Annotated in this window: 16 protein-coding genes and 1 tRNA gene; 9 read left to right on the forward strand and 8 right to left on the reverse strand. The window is 67.5% G+C overall.

All coding sequences use genetic code 11. From position 1 onward, the window contains the following. Window positions 1–21: 21 nt before the first annotated feature. Window positions 22–2,343 (reverse strand): xanthine dehydrogenase family protein molybdopterin-binding subunit, encoded by a 2,322-nt coding sequence (locus TMO_RS03310; RefSeq protein ID WP_014744170.1) that lies wholly within the window; start codon window positions 2,341–2,343, stop codon window positions 22–24. A 251-nt stretch (window positions 2,344–2,594) separates the two neighbouring features. Here TMO_RS03310 and chrA point away from each other — a divergent pair, with 251 nt between their 5' ends. Further along, the gene (chrA, locus tag TMO_RS03315) at window positions 2,595–3,794 is read left to right on the forward strand and encodes a chromate efflux transporter (RefSeq protein WP_014744171.1); all 1,200 of its coding nucleotides are present in this window, start codon (window positions 2,595–2,597) and stop codon (window positions 3,792–3,794) included. Window positions 3,795–3,804: 10 nt separating this feature from the next. On the opposite strand, the gene TMO_RS03320 is transcribed toward chrA, so the two are convergent. Further along, on the reverse strand, window positions 3,805–4,389 hold the full coding sequence (locus TMO_RS03320) for a helix-turn-helix domain-containing protein (protein ID WP_228382258.1): 585 nt from the start codon (window positions 4,387–4,389) through the stop codon (window positions 3,805–3,807). 501 nt (window positions 4,390–4,890) lie between these two features. Between TMO_RS03320 and rpoH the strand changes: the two genes are divergently transcribed. Further along, a complete protein-coding gene (gene rpoH / locus TMO_RS03325) occupies window positions 4,891–5,838 on the forward strand; it encodes an RNA polymerase sigma factor RpoH (RefSeq protein ID WP_014744173.1) in 948 nt (315 codons plus the stop codon). 72 nt (window positions 5,839–5,910) lie between these two features. On the opposite strand, the gene TMO_RS28995 is transcribed toward rpoH, so the two are convergent. The 4 genes from TMO_RS28995 to TMO_RS03345 all read right to left on the reverse strand — a co-directional run bounded on the left by TMO_RS28995 (window position 5,911) and on the right by TMO_RS03345 (window position 10,394). Next, complete coding sequence (locus TMO_RS28995) at window positions 5,911–6,846, reverse strand: transglycosylase SLT domain-containing protein (protein ID WP_014744174.1); 936 nt, start codon at window positions 6,844–6,846, stop codon at window positions 5,911–5,913. 907 nt (window positions 6,847–7,753) lie between these two features. Continuing rightward, window positions 7,754–8,602 carry a phenylalanine 4-monooxygenase gene (gene phhA, locus TMO_RS03335; RefSeq protein WP_014744176.1) on the reverse strand — a complete coding sequence of 283 codons (849 nt, stop codon included), beginning with the start codon at window positions 8,600–8,602 and terminating at the stop codon, window positions 7,754–7,756. A gap of 122 nt (window positions 8,603–8,724) precedes the next feature. Then, on the reverse strand, window positions 8,725–9,300 hold the full coding sequence (locus TMO_RS03340) for a GNAT family N-acetyltransferase (protein ID WP_014744177.1): 576 nt from the start codon (window positions 9,298–9,300) through the stop codon (window positions 8,725–8,727). 137 nt (window positions 9,301–9,437) lie between these two features. Further along, the gene (locus TMO_RS03345) at window positions 9,438–10,394 is read right to left on the reverse strand and encodes an N-formylglutamate amidohydrolase (protein ID WP_014744178.1); all 957 of its coding nucleotides are present in this window, start codon (window positions 10,392–10,394) and stop codon (window positions 9,438–9,440) included. A 318-nt stretch (window positions 10,395–10,712) separates the two neighbouring features. Between TMO_RS03345 and TMO_RS03350 the strand changes: the two genes are divergently transcribed. The 3 genes from TMO_RS03350 to TMO_RS03360 all read left to right on the forward strand — a co-directional run bounded on the left by TMO_RS03350 (window position 10,713) and on the right by TMO_RS03360 (window position 11,790). Next, window positions 10,713–10,787: transfer RNA gene (locus tag TMO_RS03350), tRNA-Val, on the forward strand. A 161-nt stretch (window positions 10,788–10,948) separates the two neighbouring features. Next, window positions 10,949–11,296 (forward strand): DUF6152 family protein, encoded by a 348-nt coding sequence (locus TMO_RS03355; RefSeq protein ID WP_014744179.1) that lies wholly within the window; start codon window positions 10,949–10,951, stop codon window positions 11,294–11,296. A 62-nt stretch (window positions 11,297–11,358) separates the two neighbouring features. Next, the gene (locus TMO_RS03360; protein ID WP_014744180.1) at window positions 11,359–11,790 is read left to right on the forward strand and encodes a DUF6644 family protein; all 432 of its coding nucleotides are present in this window, start codon (window positions 11,359–11,361) and stop codon (window positions 11,788–11,790) included. Here TMO_RS03360 and TMO_RS03365 read toward each other — a convergent pair. Beyond that, window positions 11,781–12,860, reverse strand: coding sequence for a malate/lactate/ureidoglycolate dehydrogenase (locus tag TMO_RS03365; protein ID WP_014744181.1), 1,080 nt, complete (start codon window positions 12,858–12,860; stop codon window positions 11,781–11,783). The two genes, TMO_RS03360 and TMO_RS03365, sit on opposite strands and share 10 nt — an antisense overlap. 116 nt (window positions 12,861–12,976) lie before the next feature. On the opposite strand from TMO_RS03365, the gene TMO_RS03370 reads away from it, so the two are divergent. The 4 genes from TMO_RS03370 (at window position 12,977) to TMO_RS03385 (ending at window position 16,735) form a co-directional block, all read left to right on the forward strand. After that, window positions 12,977–13,684: a GntR family transcriptional regulator gene (locus TMO_RS03370; protein ID WP_014744182.1), complete on the forward strand. Its 708-nt coding sequence runs from the start codon at window positions 12,977–12,979 to the stop codon at window positions 13,682–13,684. 97 nt (window positions 13,685–13,781) lie between these two features. Further along, window positions 13,782–14,828 (forward strand): TRAP transporter substrate-binding protein DctP, encoded by a 1,047-nt coding sequence (gene dctP / locus TMO_RS03375; protein ID WP_014744183.1) that lies wholly within the window; start codon window positions 13,782–13,784, stop codon window positions 14,826–14,828. A gap of 30 nt (window positions 14,829–14,858) precedes the next feature. Further along, window positions 14,859–15,470 carry a TRAP transporter small permease gene (locus TMO_RS03380; RefSeq protein ID WP_014744184.1) on the forward strand — a complete coding sequence of 204 codons (612 nt, stop codon included), beginning with the start codon at window positions 14,859–14,861 and terminating at the stop codon, window positions 15,468–15,470. Beyond that, window positions 15,467–16,735, forward strand: a complete 1,269-nt coding sequence (locus TMO_RS03385; protein WP_014744185.1) for a TRAP transporter large permease — start codon at window positions 15,467–15,469, stop codon at window positions 16,733–16,735. Before TMO_RS03380 ends, TMO_RS03385 begins: the two co-directional genes overlap by 4 nt. Window positions 16,736–16,771: 36 nt before the next feature. Here TMO_RS03385 and TMO_RS29000 read toward each other — a convergent pair whose 3' ends face one another. Further along, entirely contained in the window at window positions 16,772–17,617 is an 846-nt protein-coding gene (locus tag TMO_RS29000) for a class I SAM-dependent methyltransferase (protein ID WP_051045294.1), read from the reverse strand. Window positions 17,618–17,781: the final 164 nt, after the last annotated feature.

The following is a 17,781-nucleotide window of genomic DNA, read 5'->3' on the forward strand; positions in this document are numbered from 1 at the left end:
TCCGTTCATGGAGGCATCTGATCAGGCTGCGGCAGTGCTGCGTGCAGCACCCAGTGCCGCCCAGACGCGGGCCGGGGTTGCCGGCATGTCGATCTCGCCCGCGCCCTCGGCGATCAGGGCGTCGTTGATCGCGTTCATGATCGCCGGGCAGGCGCCGATGGTGCCGGCCTCGCCGCATCCCTTGGAGCCGAGGCCGCTCGACGCCGTCGGCAGATCCTCGTAGAGCCGGATGTCGAGGAAGATCATGTCCTCGGCGCGGGGCATGCCGTAATCCATGAAGCTGCCGGTGAGCAGCTGTCCGCTGTCCTCGTCATAGACGGCATGTTCCATCAGCGCCTGGCCCAGCCCCTGGGCGACGCCGCCCTGCACCTGGCCCATCACGATCATCGGGTTGACCACCTTGCCGAAATCGTCGGCGACCACATAGCGCACCGGTTCCACCCGGCCGGTCTCGGGGTCGATTTCGACCTCGGCGACATGGCAGCCATTGGGGAAGGTGGGGGCGGGGCGGTCGAAGGTCCGGCTTTCGTCGAGCGGCGCGCCGGCATCCAGCGCGATCTGCGCCACCGCCTCCATATCCATCCCGAGATCGGTGCCCGCAACCGTGAAGCGGCCGTCTTCGAACACCAGATCCTCCGCCGCGGCCTCGAGCTTTTCGGCCGCGATCGACCGTGCCCGTTCCACCACCGCCTCGGACGCCAGACGGATCGCCGAGCCCGCCATCTGCAGCGAGCGGGAGCCGCCGGTGCCGCCGCCGGTCTTCACCCGGGCGGTATCGCCCATCACCACCTGCACCTTTTCGAAGGGCATGCCCAGCAGTTCGGCCGCCACCTGGGCGAAAGATGTCTCGTGGCCCTGGCCGTTGGACTGGGTCCCGACCAGCACGGTGGCGCTGCCATCGGCTTCGAAGCGGATCCGCACCTCTTCCTTGGGGTTGCCCTGGGTCCATTCGATATAGCTGGCCATGCCGATGCCGCGCAGGCGGCCTTTGGCCGCCGACTGCCGGCGGCGCTCGGCGAAGCCGGCCATGTCGGCCGCTTCCAGCGCGCGGGATTGCATCAGGGCAAAGTCGCCGCAGTCATAGGTGGTGCCCATGGCGTTGGTATAGGGCATCGCGGTCGCAGGGATATAGTTGATCCGGCGCAGTTCCGCCGGACTGCGGCCGGTGGCACGGGCGGCGGTGTCGATCAGCCGCTCGATCAGGTAATTCGCCTCGGGCCGGCCGGCGCCGCGATAGGCATCGACCGGGGCGGTGTTGGTGAAGACGCCCTTCACATGCAGGGCCGCCACGGGGATCGCATAGACCGTGGTGGCAAGGCCGGCTGCGGCCGAGGTCGGGATCATCGCGCCGAACTGCGAAGCATAGGCACCCAGATTGGCGACGGTCGAGACCTCGAAGGCGGTGAAGCGGCCATCGGCATCCAGCCCCAGTCGGGCATGGGTGCGCAGATCGCGGCCGTGGGCGTCGGTCAGCAGGCTTTCCGAGCGGTCGCCGGTCCACTTCACCGGCCGGCGCAGCTTGCGGGCGGCATAGATCACGGCGACATGTTCGGGGTAGAGGAAGATCTTCATGCCGAAGCCGCCGCCGACATCCGGCATCACCACCCGGAATTCGTCTGCCGGCACCTTGAACACGGCATCGGCCAGGATGCCGCGCAGCCCATGCACGCCCTGGCCATTGGTATAGACCACGGTCTGGCCGGTTTCGGCATCGATGGTCGCGTTCACCGCCCGCGGTTCCAGCGGATTGGCCGATACCCGGTTGTTGACGATGTCGATCTCGACCACCTGGTGCGCGGCCGCCATCGCCGTCTCCACCTCGGCCGCCTTGCCCTGGCGCCAGTCGAAACAGAGGTTCGAGGGGGTGCCGTCATGCACGACCACCGCATCCTCTTCCACTGCCTTCAGCGGATCGACCACGGCCGGGCGCTCGTCATAATCCACCACCACCAGCTCGGCGGCATCGCGGGCGGCGACCGGATCGGTCGCGACCACCATCGCCACCGCTTCGCCTGCAAAATGCACGGCATCGGCGGCAAGCGCCGGACGCTTCGGCGCCTGCATGCCGCTGCCGTCGGCATTCTTCACCCGCGCGACCGCCGGCACGCCGCCGACGCCGTCGGCATCCAGATCGGCGCCGGTGAAGACGGCGACCACGCCCTCGGCGGCCGCCGCATCGGCGGTATCGACCGCCAGGATGCGGGCCGCGGCATGGGGGCTGCGCACGAAGGCCACATGCAGCTGGCCTTCGAAGGAAATGTCGTCGGTATAGCGGCCATGGCCGGTCAGAAAGCGCCGGTCCTCGACGCGACGCACGGCCTGGCCGATTCCGAATTTCAGCATGGGGCGATCTTCCCTGACGTATCTGTCCGGCGGGTCACTTCGGAACGGTAGCCGATCCCGGCGCGGCGGCGCAATGCTGCCGGTGGCAGGGTCCACGCCGCGGAACCAGAGGCGGGGTTTTCAGGCATCGGCGGGCGATTCAGGCATCAGCGGGAGATCATGATGATTTCATGACGCCCGCGGCCCGGATTGCCAGGGCGCCAGGTCGAACGATATCGTCCCCGCGAAAGATAGCGGCGCGGGGGCGAGGCATGGGCACAGGCAGCGACGGCAGTGCGGGCGAGGTCTTCCGGGCCTTCCTGAAGCTGGGCCTGACGGCTTTTGGCGGCCCCGTGGCGCATCTGGGGTTTTTCCGCACCGAATTCGTCGCCCGCCGCGGCTGGCTGGACGACGAGGCCTATGCGCGGATCGTGGCGCTCTGCCAGTTCCTGCCGGGGCCTGCAAGCAGCCAGGTCGGCATCGCTCTCGGCTTCGGCCGTGCCGGCTGGGCGGGGGCCGCCGCCGCCTGGGCCGGCTTTACCCTGCCCTCCGCCTTGCTGATGATCCTGGCCGGGCTTGCCATCGGTGCCGGTGCCGAGGCGGGCCGGCTGCCCGAGGGACTGACCACCGGGCTTAAGATCGCGGCGCTGGCCGTGGTGGTTCAGGCGGTGGCCGGCATGGCGGGCAGTCTGGCGCCCGATCGCGCCCGGCGAAGCGTGGCCGCCGTCGCGGCCGTGGTCGCCCTGACCCTGCCCGGGCTGGCCGGGCAGCTCGGCGCCATCCTGATCGGGCTTCTGGCCGTTCCGCTTCTGGATCCGCCGGCGACACCCGCCGCCGCGGCTCCCGCCGGCCGGCGCCCCCTGAAGCGGGCCGGGGCAGCAGCCCTGCTCATCTTCCTGGCCGGGCTGATCCTGCTGCCGCTCTGGGCGGCCACGGGCGATGCCACCGGCCGGCTGGTCGACGGCATGTATCGGGCCGGCAGTCTGGTCTTCGGCGGTGGCCATGTGGTTCTGCCGCTGCTGGCCGCGGAAACCGGCGGCCATGTCGATGGCCAGGCCTTCCTGGCCGGCTATGGTCTGGCCCAGGCGGTGCCGGGGCCGCTGTTCACCTTCTCGGCCTTTCTGGGGGCCGCCGGCATCTGGGGCGGGCTGCCGGGATGGCTGGCGGGGATCATCGCCCTGATCGCGATCTTCGTGCCGGCGGCGCTGCTGTTGGTGGCGGCGCTTCCCTTCTGGGACCGCATCGCCGGCCATCCGGGGGCGCGGCGGGCTGTGGCTGGGGTCAATGCCGCGGTGCTGGGGCTGCTTGCCGCGGCGCTCTACGATCCGGTCTTCGTCACAGCTGTCTCCGGCCCACGGGACGCCGCGCTCGCCATTCTGGTCCTGCTGGCGCTGCTGGTCTGGCGGCTGCCGGTCTGGGTGCTGGTGCCGCTGGCCGCCGCCGCCGGTATGGCGGTGGCTGCCCTCGGTTGACGGGTGCAGGTCAATCGGCTGCGTTCCCGGCCCGGCGCTCCCGGCGCCGATAGATGGTGGAGCTGCTGATGCCCAGCAGCTGGGCGGCCCGGGTGACATTGCCCTGGCAGAGCAGGATCGCGCGTTCGATCGTCTCGTCGATCACGTCGTCCAGCGGCCGGATCAGCTGTGCCGGATCGTCCTCGGGCAGGGCGAGGGAGCCGGCCCGCCAGGTCATGGCCATGGTGACCGCATGGGCGATGCGGCTTGGAGAGGCGTCCTGCGGCACCACGTCGATGGCGCCGGCGCGCATGGCACCGACCACCACCTCGTCGTCGTCTTCGGGCAGCCGCACGAAAATCGGCCGGATGTCCGGGACGATGGCGATCAGCCGCTGGATCAGCCCGGCGCGCGGCATGTCGTCGAAGCGCCCCACGATCACCACCGGCGGGTGGGAGACGCGGATGGCGGCAAGCGCGCGCTGGGCGTCGGGCACGGCTGTGCGCGGCATCCGCATCAGCGACCCCGAGGCCTGATCGAACACCGGAAAGCTGTCGCCACGGCCGACGAGCAGCAGGGCGGGGCGGCGATCGGTGACAGGTGTCATACGGTTCATCAGCATCTCGTCTTTCAAGGGCAAAGCCCCGGACTGTGGACAGGCGGATGGCGGCGGGCGCTGTGTCTTCGTCACCGAGACGCAACTTGCAACGATCACTGCGATACGCGTCGCATTCCGCGAGGCGGGGCGCAGAAATCCGGCCCTGCCGGCCATGTCCGGCATTGATTGAGGGCAAAAGCGCAAGTCCTGTGCCACCCGGTCCCCCGTGAACAGGGGGGCGAGCGGAGGCGCATGAGCGGTCGGGGCGCCCGCGGCAAAGCACCGCATGGTTTCGCCCCCGGGCGGCGCGCATGCTCAACCTCCCTACGCCGTCGATGAGCCGGATGGATGCAGCTTTGCCGAGGGTCTTTTCCGGGCCCGGCACAGACATGCAACGGTCACGGGGGGATCCCTTGCCCTTGCGTCCGCGACACCCCATTTTGACGTGATACATGCCGTCCGGATGCCGACCGCCGGGTCCGGCCGCATCTTCGGTCTCGACGACGAAAGGAGAAGGTCTTGGTCGCTCAACTTCCCGCCATATCGGGCGGCAGTAATCTGTCGACCTATCTGAACGAGATTCAGAAGTACCCGATCCTGACCGCCGACGAGGAGTTTATGCTCGCCTGCCGGTGGCGGGACCATGCCGATGCCGACGCCGCGCGCCGGTTGATCACCAGCCATCTGCGCCTGGTCGCCAAGATCGCCCTGGGCTATCGCGGCTATGGTCTGCCGCTGGAAGACGTCATCGCCGAGGGCAATGTCGGCCTGATGCAGGCGGTCAAGCGGTTCGATCCCGACCGTGGTTTCCGCCTGTCGACCTATGCCATGTGGTGGGTCCGTGCCTCGATCCAGGAGTTCATCCTGCGCTCGTGGTCGCTGGTCAAGATGGGCACCACCGCCGCCCAGAAGAAGCTGTTCTTCAACCTGCGCCGGCTGAAGAACCAGATGAATGCCATTGAGGCCGGCGACCTGCCGCCCGAGGTGGTGAAGAAGATCGCGACCGAGCTGGATGTGGGCGAGCACGAGGTGGTGGAGATGAACCGCCGCTTCGCCGGTCCCGACCAGTCGCTGAACGCACCGGTCTCGGCCGAGGGTGATGCCGAATGGCAGGACTGGTTGACCGACAGCCGGCCCAGCCAGGAAACCATGGTGGCCGAGGACGAGGAGCAGTCAAAGCGCCTGGGCCTGATGCAGTCGGCGCTGGAAGACCTGAACGAGCGCGAGCGCCACATCTTCACCGAGCGCTGCCTGAAAGAGCCGGCGGCGACGCTGGAGGATCTGGCCCAGGTCTACGGCATCAGCCGCGAGCGGGTGCGCCAGATCGAGGTGAGGGCCTTCGAGAAGGTGCAGAAGAAGACGCTGGAACTGGCCATTGCCGACGGCGTGGTCAACGAGGATCAGATGATTGCCGCCCGTGCGGCGGGTGGCCATCGTCAGCTGCGCGGCAGCACCCAGCCGAACTGATCCGCCAGTCTCTGCCGGCCGGATGTGCCCGCACCCGCCTTTTGGCGGGTGCGGGTTTTTCGTGGCGGAACGTTAGTTCAGCCCGATCGCCCCGTTGGGGCGCATCATGCGCAGAACCTGACCGCTGGGTGCACGATAGACCCCGCGGGTCGAACTGGTGACGGGGCCGAGCGTGGCGCCGCGGGCGGGAGAGGGCATATGCACCCGCGGGGCGGCGGGGCGGGGGGCGATGGCGCCCGGTGCGTCGTCAGCGCCGGCAGTCTCGGGCGCCATGTCGGCGGCGGCAAGCTGGGTCTCGTCAGCCGCCGGTGCCTGGCGCTGTGCGGCATCCTCGGCGGCGGTCGTGATCGCCGGCGTGCGCTTGCCCGAAGCCGAGCCGGCCGGGGCATGGCCGTTGCGCTCCAGCCAGAAATCCAGCACCCGGTTGCGGTAGGGCTTGGAGTTGGAAGGCGTGCGGCTGTGATAGAAGCCGACCGCTTCGGTCCAGGTCGCGGTCTCGCCCTGGAGATCTTTCAGAAAGCGGGCGGCGTAGTCGGCATTGTAGGCAGGATCGATCATCTGGTTGATGTCGTCGAACTGTTCGCCATGGAAGTGGAAGTTCACCTGCATGCAGCCGATATCGATGTTCCGGACCCCTTTGGCGCGCAGGCCGCGGATCTCCGCCAGGGCAGCCGCTTTGCTCGGCAGGTAGCGGCCTCGGCCCTCGGCATAGATGGTCCAGGGCCAGGCAGTTCTTGCCGAGCGCTCCTTGCTCCAGCGGCCCGATTCCGCCAGGGCGATCGCCGCCAGAAGCCCGTCGGGCAGGCCGTGGCGACGCTCCGCCGCCGAGATGGCCTGGTCGCAGAGCATCCAGTCCCGGGCCTTTCCGTCGGGGTCGCCACCGGCCCGGGCGGGGGCGGAGCCCAGGAAAGCTGCCAATCCGGCCACGAGGATGGCGGTCAGCACCGCGCCGCGGCGTGCGGCATGGCGGGGGCGTTCCGGGCTGGTCGGGCGGGGGGTCTCGGACATGATCGGCGGATCCGGGTGGCGTTGGAGGGGCTGCAGCGGGGCTGCCGGTGCAGCTCCGTTCTTTCAAATCCCGTGCCAACCGTCGGGAGAGGCGGTTGCAGAGCTGCTGCTCAATATCGAGGCACGAAATCTTCTTGCCTCATTCGCGGGCAGGCTCTATATGTTGCAGCGCGGCAGGTGAACGCTCAGGCGTTCGCGGCCGCTGCCCAGATCCTTGGGCGTTTCCTCCCTAGACTTAGGGCCGTGTCAGTCTGCTGGCGCGGCCTTTTTTTTGCGCCGGACGTCTGACGCGTATCAGGTCGGAAGATGTTCGTGCTGCACCTGCACAGATGCCCGGTTGGCATGCAGGGCATGCGGCACCGGCATAACCCCCCGGAATTCCTGGACCTCCCCGGCGTTTTTTGTCCATTCCACCCGAGAAGGCCCTTGACCGTTTGTGCGCCGCAACGTATCTTCATGCCTGTAACGGGCGCTTGGCGGCGCCGCTGTTGCAGCCCAGTTTTTGGGCGTTTCCTCCCTAGACTTTGGGCCGTACCGATTGCTGGTACGGCCTTTTTTTTGTCTCGATGGTGCGTCGCGAAGGGCCGGCGGGTCTGTGATTTCGCAAATGCGAAGGCCCGTTTCGCGCGTGTGAAACCGATTACAATTCCCTCTTGACCGCTGCTGCGTCGCAGCGTATATATTGCAGTGCGTCATAAGACGCTTCGCGTCTGGTGATGCTGCCCATCTTCTTGGGCGTTTCCTCCCTAGACTTGGGCCGTATCAGATTGCTGGTACGGCCTTTTTTTTGTCCGGACCTCTGGCTGGGGCGAGGTGGTCAGACTTGTGTTGCACTTGCGAAATGTGCCTATGCAAAACCCCGTCATCCGGGGGATGACGGGGTGCAAAGCTGCCGATGGCCCGGTGGTCAGGCGGCTTCGGCGCCCGGTGGGTTGGGCTGGTACAGCCGGTCCTCGGGCAGGACGTCGCCGGGGCCATAGTCGCCGGCGCTGGCCATCTCGTCATAGATCGGCTGGAAGTCCTGCGCGGTCTCTTCGAACAGCTCTTCGAAGGACCGGATGACGAAATAGGTCTCCTGGAAATCGTCGATGCGATAGCGGGTGCGCATCACCCGCCGCAGGTCGAAGCCCAGCCGGTTGGGGCGCCGATCCTCCAGCGCATAGATCGATTCCCCCTTCGACGAGGCGATGCCCGATCCGTAGATGCGCAGGCCGTCATCCGTGGCGATCAGGCCGAACTCCACCGTGTACCAGTAGAGCCGGGCCAGATTGTGCAGGCAGTGACGGGCATCGGCCCTGAGCCCGGCCTGGCCATAGGCCTGCATGTAATCGGCAAAAACCGGGTTCATCAGCAGCGGCACATGGCCGTAGATGTCGTGGAAAACGTCGGGTTCCTGCAGATAGTCCAGCTGCTCGCGGGTGCGGATGAAGCTGGTGGAGGGGAAGCGGCGTTCCGACAGGTGGCGGAAGAACACGTCGTCCGGTACCAGCCCCGGCACGCAGACGATCCGCCAGCCGGTGGTCTTTTCCAGAACGTCGGAGAGGCGCTCGAATTCCGGCACGCCGTCTGCGGCAATGCCCAGGCCTGAAAGCCCGTCGATGAAGGCCGGAACGGCCCGGTCGCGCAGAATCCGGGCCTGGCGTTCGAACAGAAAGCGCCAGATCGCGTGCTCCTCCTGGGTCAGCTTCTCCCAATGCTGATCCCTGGTGAAGTCGTCCCGGATCTCTGCCGCGTGGTCGCGATAACCCTGGGTCATGGTCGTCAAGTCCTCGTCGCACCGTTGAAGGGGGCGTTTGAGGACGAGTCTGCGTGCGTCCCGCGGCTTTTTCAAGCCGAGAAAGTTTCAAATGAAACGAATTTCGGGTTGAGAGTCCGGGCTCAATCTTCCGGCGCGGTGGAAGAGCCTTCGCCCAGGCTGCGCTGAAGCATGATCGCGTCGATCCAGCGGCCGAACTTGTAGCCGATCGCCTTGAATTCGCCCGCATGGGTGAAGCCCAGCCCCTGGTGCAGCGCCAGAGAGGCCGGATTGCCCGGATGGCCGATCACCGCCACCATCTGCCGGAAACCCGCCGCCGTGCAGCGCCGGACCAGTTCGGCCAGCACCGCCCGCCCCAGCCCCCGCCCGGTCTGGCCCCGGCCGACATAGACCGAGTTCTCGACCGTGAAACGATAGGCGGCACGCATCCGGAAGGGTGAGGCATAGGCGAAGGCCTTCACCTCGCCCGCTTCGACCGCGACCAGAAAGGGCAGGCCGCGATCCAGCGCCGCCAGCCGCCGGGCCCGCATCTCGTTCAGATCCGGTGCCGCCAGTTCGAAGCTGACCGTGGTGTTGGAGACGTAATAGCTGTAGATCGCATGCACCTGGGCCATATCGGCCTCGGTGGCGTCGCGGACGACGACCCCGGGTTGGGGAAGCGGATGACGATCGGGTTTGGGCATGGTGAGCACGGCCATCTGATCGGGGCGCCCTTCGAAATGCGTCGAGGCTGGCAGCGGAGCCGACCGCGGGCGACGGTCGGACCCATGAGCGGGCATCCGCAAGGGATGCCGGGGTGCCGGGACGGCGGCAGAGGGCCGGCGAACCGCGGCGGTCAGCCTCGTCGTTCCACGCCGAGGGCGGCGAGCAGGGCGCTGTCGCGACCCAATGTCTCGATCAGCAGGGTGAGGTCGGCGGCGACCCGCGCCAACTCCGGCAGCGGCTCCACCACGCTCTCATCCATATAGAGGGCGCGGTTGATCTCGACCTGCAGGGCGTGCACGCCCGTGACCGGGCGGCCGTAATGTTCGGTCACATGGCCGCCGGCATAGGGCCGGTTGCGGGCGACGTTATAGCCCATCCCCTCCAGCACCTGCTGGGCGGCATCGATCACCCGGGGGGCGCAGGCGGCGCCGAAACGGTCGCCCAGCACGAAATCCACCCGCCGGTCGCCCGGATCGTGATCCATCGGCCCGCCCACCGAAGGCATGGAGTGGCAATCGACCAGCAGCACGCCACCGAACCGGCTGCGCACCTCTTCGATGGTCGCCTTCAGCGCCGCATGATAGGGGAAGTAGTAGCGGGCGATGCGCAGCTCCGCCTCAGCCCAGAACAGCTTGCGACCATAGATCTCCAGGCCGTTGGTTACGACGCGCGCGATGGTGCCGAGCCCTCCCATCACCCGCCGGGACGTGGCGTTGACGAAAGACGGTACCGCATCGGCAAACATCTGCGGGTCGATTTCCCAGGGCTCGCGGTTGACGTCGACATAGGCCCTGGGGAAGCGCGCGCGGATCAGCGGCGCCCCCAGCGCCGGGGCGGCGGCCCACAGCCGGTCGACGAACGCGTCTTCGGAATTGCGCAGCGTCAGCGGATCGAGCTTCGACGAGGCCTGAAAGCCTGCGGGATAGCAGTTCCCGGAATGGGGCGAGGCGAAGACGAAGGGCAGCCGGAGCTCGGCCGGGCGCAGCACCTCGACCGCCGGATCGACCCAGTCGTCGAACCCGGTCCCGGTCGTCGCTGCCCCCGCCATCTCCAGGCGGTCTTCCGTATCGAAGCCCAAATCGGCCATCGGTCGGTCTTGTCCCCCGATCTGCCGCCGATGCCCGCTGCCCGGTCCCATCCGGGTGCCGCATCGATCCAGGCCCACATGAATACGGCATTCCGCCCCCCATGTCATGCCATTCGGTCCCCGCGACCGGCTCGCGCGGCACAGGGCGGTCATGTCCGCGTCGCATGGGCAACACCTTGCGGCGCCGGCGCATTCCCGGGGCGGCGACACGGAACCGTCACGGGGCTGCATTTCCGGGCTTGCACGGCCTTTCGGGCTGCGTTATATGAACGCCCACACCGACACCGGGTGCAGACAAGCCCCATGCGGTGCGGACATGGACGCGTAGCTCAGCGGTAGAGCACCACGTTGACATCGTGGGGGTCACAAGTTCAATCCTTGTCGCGTCCACCATCGAAACCCCTTGGGAAACCAAGGGGTTTCGTCGTTTTCAGGCTGTGGGAAAGGCCACAGCCCGTTCATGCCGATGCTGGGCGCCACAGGCCGCGTCAACCACATCCCGGGCAGTGCACCGCGTCACGACAGCTTGTGCCGCTCAATCGGGGAGACGTTTCATGCGCATCGCAACTGCGGCCGCCTTCCTTGCGCTCGCCATTCCCGCCGTCGCCTATGCTCACCATGGCTGGAGCAGCTACGATGCCTCCAGGCCCATGGTCGTCACCGGGCCGGTGGTCTCATCAACCTATGGCAACCCCCATGGCTCTCTCGAAATCCGGCACGAGGGCGCGCTCTGGAGCGTGGTTCTGGCGCCCCCGTCGCGCATGACCGCCCGTGGGCTTTCGGCCGACATGATTGCCGAAGGCCGTGAAGTGACGGTGGAGGGCTATCCGCGCAAGGATGGGACCCCGGAAATCCGGGCCGAGCGCATCACGGCTGAAGGCAAAACCATCGAACTGCGCTGATGGCGGGGGTGCTGACGGAGCTCACCGCGGCGGCTGTCGAGGCCTCGGCAGCAGGCACGTTCATGCGCGGATCCATTCTCGCCTACCCGCTCGCAAATCTGGTTCATCTGGCGGGGCTGGTCCTGCTGATCGGCTGTATCGGCCTGCTCGATCTCCGTCTGTTGGGAGCGGTGCGTGCCCTGCCGGTAGCGGCGATGATACGCTATATGGTGCCGGCTGCGGGCTTGGGACTGGTCCTGCTGATCGCCTCGGGCATTGCCATGTTTGCCGCCGATGCGACGGCACTGGCGAAGCATGACGGCTTCCGGCTGAAGCTTCTGCTGATCCTGGCCGGGGTGATGAATGCCGGCCTGGTGCATGCCATCTGGCTGCGTCGATCCGCCTGGCAGGAGCCCGGCCGGCAAATGCCGCCGGGGCTCCGCATTCAGGCGGCGGTGTCGCTTGCCCTCTGGTGCTGGGTCGCGGTCGAGGGACGGATGATTGCCTATGGCTGAAGGTCGAGTCCAAGCGCATCGAGCCGCGCGGCGGACATTCCCGCCGCCAGCCCGGCCGCACGCAGCTGGCCGAAGGTAGTGTCGTCGATCGGGATGCCCCCGGCCCGCCGGGCGGCGCGGGCGGCGATCTCGGGCTCGCCCGGGATCAGCACCGGTTGCCGCGGGGCCGAGCGGGAGGATCGCATGTGGTCGAGCAGGGCGCGGGTCTCGGCCGCGAGCCAGGCGGTGTCGACCAGCCGGCCGGGTTCGATCACGATCGCGAACATGCTGTTCAGGATGGCGTCGGAGCGGGGATTGCCGGGCTGGGAGGTTCCGGCACCGGTGAGCGCGCCGGCCAGAAGTTCACAGAACAGGGCCAGCCCGTAACCCTTGTGGCCGGCCATGGGCAGCAGCGCGCCCTGGGGCTCGGCGAACATCACCCCCGGATCGGTGGTCGGCCGGCCCTCGGCATCGATCAGCAGCCCCTCCGCCATCGGCTCGCCCTTGTTCATCGCCACCCGGCATTTGCCGAGCGCGACGCCGCTGGTGGCCGCGTCGAAGATCACCGGCGGCGCACCATCGGCGCCGGGGAAGGACAGGCAGATCGGGTTGGTGGAAAAGCGCGGGTCGAACCCCGCATGCGGCGCCACCAGCGACGGCGAGCCGGTGACGTTCACGAACATCAGCCCCACCTGGCCGGCGGCCGCCACCTGCTCACCATAGCTGCCGATCCGGCCCATATGGTGACAGTTGCGCAGCGCCAGCACGGCGGCCCCGGTCTCGCGGGCGCGGGCGATCGCCGTCTCGGTGGCGGCTTTCGCGATCACCTGGCCATATCCCTGTTCGCCGTCGATCACGATCATGACGCCGGCATCGGCCACGACCCGCCCCGTGCGGCCCGGGTGGAGAACGCCGGCGGCGGCATTCTGCAGATAGCGCGGGATCATGCCCACACCATGGCTGTCATGGCCGGCGAGGTTCGCCTCGACCAGGTGGCGGGCGACGACGCCTGCCTCTTCGGGCGAGCTGCCGCCCGCCTCGATCAGCGCCGCTGCCGCGGCACGCAAGACCTCGTGATCGATGATCCGCATCTCGTTCTGCTCCTCTGCGCGGGCAAGGGATCGCCGGTCCTCCGGCGAATTCCCTTGCGCGACCGGCAGATGGTATACCACTCTCTGAGCAACGCCCCCAGCGAACCCGGACCCCGATGACCGCGACACGCGACCGCAGCCCCAGCCTGACCCAGACCCAATCCGTCTACCAGTCGCTGCGCGATGCGATCCTGGGCGTGGAATTGCGGCCGGGTGAGGCGATCTCGGAACGCTGGCTGGAAGGGCGGCTGGCGGCGTCGCGCACGCCGGTGCGCTCGGCTCTGGTCCGGCTGGAGGGCGAGGGGCTGGTGCAGCGCCAGGGCCGCGGCTATGTGGTGACGCCGATCGATATCGGTGAAATCGAGCAGGCCTATGTCTTCCGCGAGACCATCGAGACCACGGTCGTGCGGCTTGCCGCCGCGCGCGCCGATGCGCTCGACCTGTCGGGTATCGAACCGCTGATCCTGCCCGAGGTCCGGGACACCTCCAGCGACGAGTGGTTCGACATCGGCATCGCTTTCCATGTCGAGCTGGCGCGGCTTGCCGGCAACGCCTTTTTCGTACGCGCGATCGACGATGTGATGACCCGCATCGCCCGCGGCCGTTGGCTGGAGATCTGGTCGACCGGCGGGCGGGAGCGTGCCTTCATCGAACATGAACGGATCGTGGAGCTGGTCAAGGCCGGGGATGGAGAGGCGGCGGCCGCTGCCATCCAGTCCCATGTCCGCCATGGTCGCGACCGGCTGCTCGATGCCCTGAAGACACAGCGCCGCGGCTTCGCGGTACGCGGTTTTGCCGTCCTCGATGGGACCGAGGCGGATTGACGACGGGGCGGCGGTAACCGGCCCGCATGAGGCCGGACCCGTGACCGGCCCTCATTTCAGACGATCAACGAGACGATCCAAGGGGAGACGAAACGTCATGACCACGCCTGCCGACACCCGGCTGTCTGCCGCAAAGCGGCCGCTGCGCAAGCATCTCGCGGGGCTTCTTTCTGCGGCGGCCTTCGCCGTGGCACTGGTCGCCGGCCAGGGCGCCGATGCCGCCGATCCGGTGGTGATGCGGATCAGCCACCAGCTGCCGCCCGCGCATCACATCGCGCAGCTGATCGACCAGTTCGCGGCCGATGTCGAAGCGAAGAGCAACGGCGCCATCGACGTCCAGATCTTCGGGGCCGAGCAGGCCTACAAGGCCAATCAGAATCACCCGGCCGTGGCCCGCGGCCAGGTCGAGGCGGCAGTGTCGACGAATTTCCAGTGGGGCAACACCATCCCCGAGATGAACGTCGTCACGCTGCCCTATTTCTTCACGAAGCTGGAGCGGATCGAGAAGTTCCCGGGCTCGCCCGCCGAAGAGCTGCTTGATCAGAAGCTGCTCGAAAAGGGCGTGCGCAACATCGCCTGGTTCTACACCACCCGCCAGTCGATCTTTACCTCGGCCGCAAAGCCGCTGGTCGCGGTCGACGACTTCAAGGGCATCAAGATCCGCGGCCTGAACAAGCTGGTCGACGAAGGGCTGATCGCTGCCGGTGCTGCACCGGCGGCCATGCCGGGCTCGGAAGTCTATCAGGCGTTGCAGACCGGCGTGATCGATGCCGGCCTGACCGACGTGTCGGCCGCGTATAGCCGCCGGTTCTACGAAGTGCAGAAATACGGCACGGTTTCGCCCTTCTTCAGCGTCTATTTCCATCTCTACGTCAACCCGTCCTGGTATGACGGCCTGGCGCCGGAGCTGCGCAAGGTGGTCGACGATGCCGCGCAGTCGGCCGAGGCGGCGTCGATCCCGCTGACCGAGAAGACCGCTGAAGATGCGATCCGTCAGCTTCAGGAGAAGGGCATGACCATCCATGTCCAGACCCCCGAAGAGGCGGCCGCTTTCGAAGCGGTGATGCAGCCGCCGGTCATGGAGGCCTTCAAGGCGTCCAGCCCCGATGCGGCGAAGCTCGTCGACCTCGTCAACGCGCTCTGAGCGGGGAAGACAAGGGGACGCTCCCGGCCGATGTCGCATGAACCGACCGGTCACCGCCCGCCGCCACCATCCCCGGTGGTCGCGGGCGGTCTCGCCCGCCTGCTGCTCGGTTTCGACCGGGTGGTGCGCCTGATCTCGCTTCTGGCCGCCGGGATCGCGGCGGTGATGCTGCTCACGGCCTTCGTGCTGATCTGCTGGTCGATCGTGCAGCGCTATTTCGCCGGCCGGCCGGTGGTCTGGACCGATGAACTGGTCGGCTACGGCCTGGTTGCGATCGTGATGCTGGGGGCGCTGGATGCGCTGCGCCGCGGTGAGCACATCTCGGTCGACGTGCTGACCCAGCGGCTGGGCCGCCGGGCCGGGGCCGCGGTCGCCGCGGCGGGGCTGGTCGCCGTCGGCATCGTCGGCGTGATCCTGATCATCGAGGCCTGGGAAATGGTCTCCTTCACCCGGATGATCGGCATCGTCTCGACCGGTTATCTGGCCATGCCGATGGAATATCCCCAGGCCTTCGTCGGGATCGGCGGCATCCTGCTGGTGCTGGGCGCCCTCGGCGGCCTTGCCCGCATGGCGGCCGGGCTGTCCCCGATCGACGAGCCGGGCACGCCCGCGGCACCGGGAGAGGGGGGCCTGCGTCCATGACCTTCCTGCTCATCCTGGTCGGTGTGGTGCTGGTGCTGCTGACCGGCCTGCCGGTCTTCACCGGCCTCGGCCTGTTCGCCGGCGGGTTGCTGCTTGTAACCCAGGGGGATCTGGGGGCACTCGGCGAGGTGGTGTTCGGCCAGCTGGACAGCTATCTGCTGGTCGCGATCCCGCTTTTCACCCTGATGGCCCATATCATGATCCGCGGCCGGGTGGTGGACGATCTCTATGGCACCGCCCATACCCTGCTGCGGCACCTGCCCGGCGGTATCGGCATCGCCACGGTCTTCGCCTGCACCATCTTCGCGGCCATCTCGGGCTCCAGCATCGCCACGGCGCTGACCGTGGGGGCCGTGGCCATCCCGCAGATGATCCATTACGGCTACAAGCCGCGCGTCGCCTATGGGGTGGTGGCGGCCGGCGGCACGCTCGGCATTCTGATCCCGCCCTCGGGGCCGATGGTGCTCTATGGCGTGATCAGCGACACCTCGATCGGCGGCCTGTTCATGGCGGGCATTCTGCCCGGGCTGATGATCGCGGTGCTCTTCGCCGTCTGGTGTGCGGTCAACGATCGCGGGACGCTCCGTCAGCCGCGGGCCTCTCTGTGGGAGATGGGCCGGGCGCTGCGCAAATCCGGCTGGGCCCTGTCGCTGCCGGTCTTCGTGCTGGGCGGCATGTATGCGGGCGTCTTCACCGCCACCGAGGCGGCGGCGGCCGGTGCGCTGGCGGCGCTGGTCGTCTCGGCCGTCATCTATCGCAATTTCGGCCTGCGCGATCTCTGGGCGTCGGCGATGGATTCGGTCCGCACCTCGGCCATGCTGTTCATGATCCTGGCGGCGGCGGGCGTCTTCGGCCATGTGCTGACCAAGATGCGCGTGCCGCAGCAGATCGTCGAGCTGGTGGTCCATTGGGATGTGGGCGTTGCCGGCTTCCTGATCGCGATGATGGTGCTGATCGCGCTGCTCGGCATGTTCCTCGAGACGATCTCGATCATCCTGATCACCACGCCGGTGGTGCTGCCGGTGATGGCCCATCTGGGCATCAACCCGATCTGGTACGGCATCCTGCTGACCATCAACCTGGAACTGGCGCTGATCACGCCGCCGGTGGGCATGAACCTGTTCACCATCAAGGCGGTCGCGAAGGCGCCGATGGGCGAGGTGATCCGCGGCGTCGCGCCTTATGTGTTCCTGATGGTGATCGGCCTGGTCCTGGTCATGATCTGGCCCGACATCGCGCTCTGGCTGCCGTCGACCATGCGGTGACGGCAGCCGGTGTGCGGGCCGGGTCCCCGCAGATGGTCATTTCTCGCGGCCCATGATTTTCAAAGCCCAGGCCGCGAGAGAAGGCCGTGTCTTCACGAAGGCCTTGAGCTGCATCACATGGCGTTCAGTCTCGGCGCGCATGGAAAACCGGCCGATACCAAGGATGGCTACGGACGCGCCGTACATCTCGGCCTGCTTCTCGAATGAGGTCGGGAAGGCCGCGGTCAGGACGCCGCGCCAGGTCTCCGACCATTCCGGGGCGCAGAGGAAGACCTTGCCCGGGGTGATGGCGAAGGGGCGCAGTGGCGACTGGTCGACGAAGATGTGCCGACCGAGGCCGGCGGCGACATCCGGCCAATAGGGGTTGAAGTGGTCGTCGAGGACCACAATCCCGCCTTCGGCAAGCGAGTCGGCCGCCAGTTTGAGGTCGTTCGCCGTGAGCGCCTCGGTATGGCCGCCATCGACACTGAACAGGCGCACAGGACCGACTGTCGCCCGGATCTCGCTGGCCGCGACATCGGTGGAGCTGCAGGCGCGGACCACCACCCCATCCTCCGAACCACAATGCTTGCGAAGGTTTTCGAGAAACCGGGACCGGTCTCCACGCCCGGACCGATCGATGTTCAGCTCCTGCTGCTCGAAAAGATCGATCGCCAGCCCTTGTTCATCGGCCCGGGTGGTGAGCTGCAGCACCAGAAACAGTTTGCCGCGATGGACGCCGATCTCGGCCACCGCACCGGCGACGCCGTGATCGGCCTGCGCTTCACCAAGCCTTGCGATTGCCCTGGCGCTGAAGCCGTCGAGCCAGCCGTGGACTGCGTTGATCCCATTGTCCAGGTAGCGGGAGAGAGCGGCCTCCGGATAGCGGCGCGGACTTGGCATGCATGTCACCTCGAGGCACATATGGATCATCTGTCTGCCGGACGACGATGCAGGTCTTCTCGCGGCCCTGCAAGAGTTGAAGCGGCCACTGCCGCGGGATGCGATTAACCGCGATTGATCGGCGACACGGGATCTCTGGCCGCACCCCATAATACACTGCCATG

Source organism: Tistrella mobilis KA081020-065 (assembly GCF_000264455.2).
Taxonomy (GTDB): domain Bacteria; phylum Pseudomonadota; class Alphaproteobacteria; order Tistrellales; family Tistrellaceae; genus Tistrella; species Tistrella mobilis.

Coding starts and splice junctions, on each gene's coding strand:
- TMO_RS03310 (WP_014744170.1), bottom strand. CDS start 2,343: ATGCTGAAATTCGGAATCGGCCAGGCCGTGCGTCGCGTCGAGGACCGG.
- chrA (WP_014744171.1), top strand. CDS start 2,595: ATGGGCACAGGCAGCGACGGCAGTGCGGGCGAGGTCTTCCGGGCCTTC.
- TMO_RS03320 (WP_228382258.1), bottom strand. CDS start 4,389: ATGAACCGTATGACACCTGTCACCGATCGCCGCCCCGCCCTGCTGCTC.
- TMO_RS28995 (WP_014744174.1), bottom strand. CDS start 6,846: ATGTCCGAGACCCCCCGCCCGACCAGCCCGGAACGCCCCCGCCATGCC.
- phhA (WP_014744176.1), bottom strand. CDS start 8,602: ATGACCCAGGGTTATCGCGACCACGCGGCAGAGATCCGGGACGACTTC.
- TMO_RS03340 (WP_014744177.1), bottom strand. CDS start 9,300: ATGGCCGTGCTCACCATGCCCAAACCCGATCGTCATCCGCTTCCCCAA.
- TMO_RS03345 (WP_014744178.1), bottom strand. CDS start 10,394: ATGGCCGATTTGGGCTTCGATACGGAAGACCGCCTGGAGATGGCGGGG.
- TMO_RS03355 (WP_014744179.1), top strand. CDS start 10,949: ATGCGCATCGCAACTGCGGCCGCCTTCCTTGCGCTCGCCATTCCCGCC.
- TMO_RS03360 (WP_014744180.1), top strand. CDS start 11,359: ATGCGCGGATCCATTCTCGCCTACCCGCTCGCAAATCTGGTTCATCTG.
- TMO_RS03365 (WP_014744181.1), bottom strand. CDS start 12,860: ATGCGGATCATCGATCACGAGGTCTTGCGTGCCGCGGCAGCGGCGCTG.
- TMO_RS03370 (WP_014744182.1), top strand. CDS start 12,977: ATGACCGCGACACGCGACCGCAGCCCCAGCCTGACCCAGACCCAATCC.
- dctP (WP_014744183.1), top strand. CDS start 13,782: ATGACCACGCCTGCCGACACCCGGCTGTCTGCCGCAAAGCGGCCGCTG.
- TMO_RS03380 (WP_014744184.1), top strand. CDS start 14,859: ATGTCGCATGAACCGACCGGTCACCGCCCGCCGCCACCATCCCCGGTG.
- TMO_RS03385 (WP_014744185.1), top strand. CDS start 15,467: ATGACCTTCCTGCTCATCCTGGTCGGTGTGGTGCTGGTGCTGCTGACC.
- TMO_RS29000 (WP_051045294.1), bottom strand. CDS start 17,617: ATGCCAAGTCCGCGCCGCTATCCGGAGGCCGCTCTCTCCCGCTACCTG.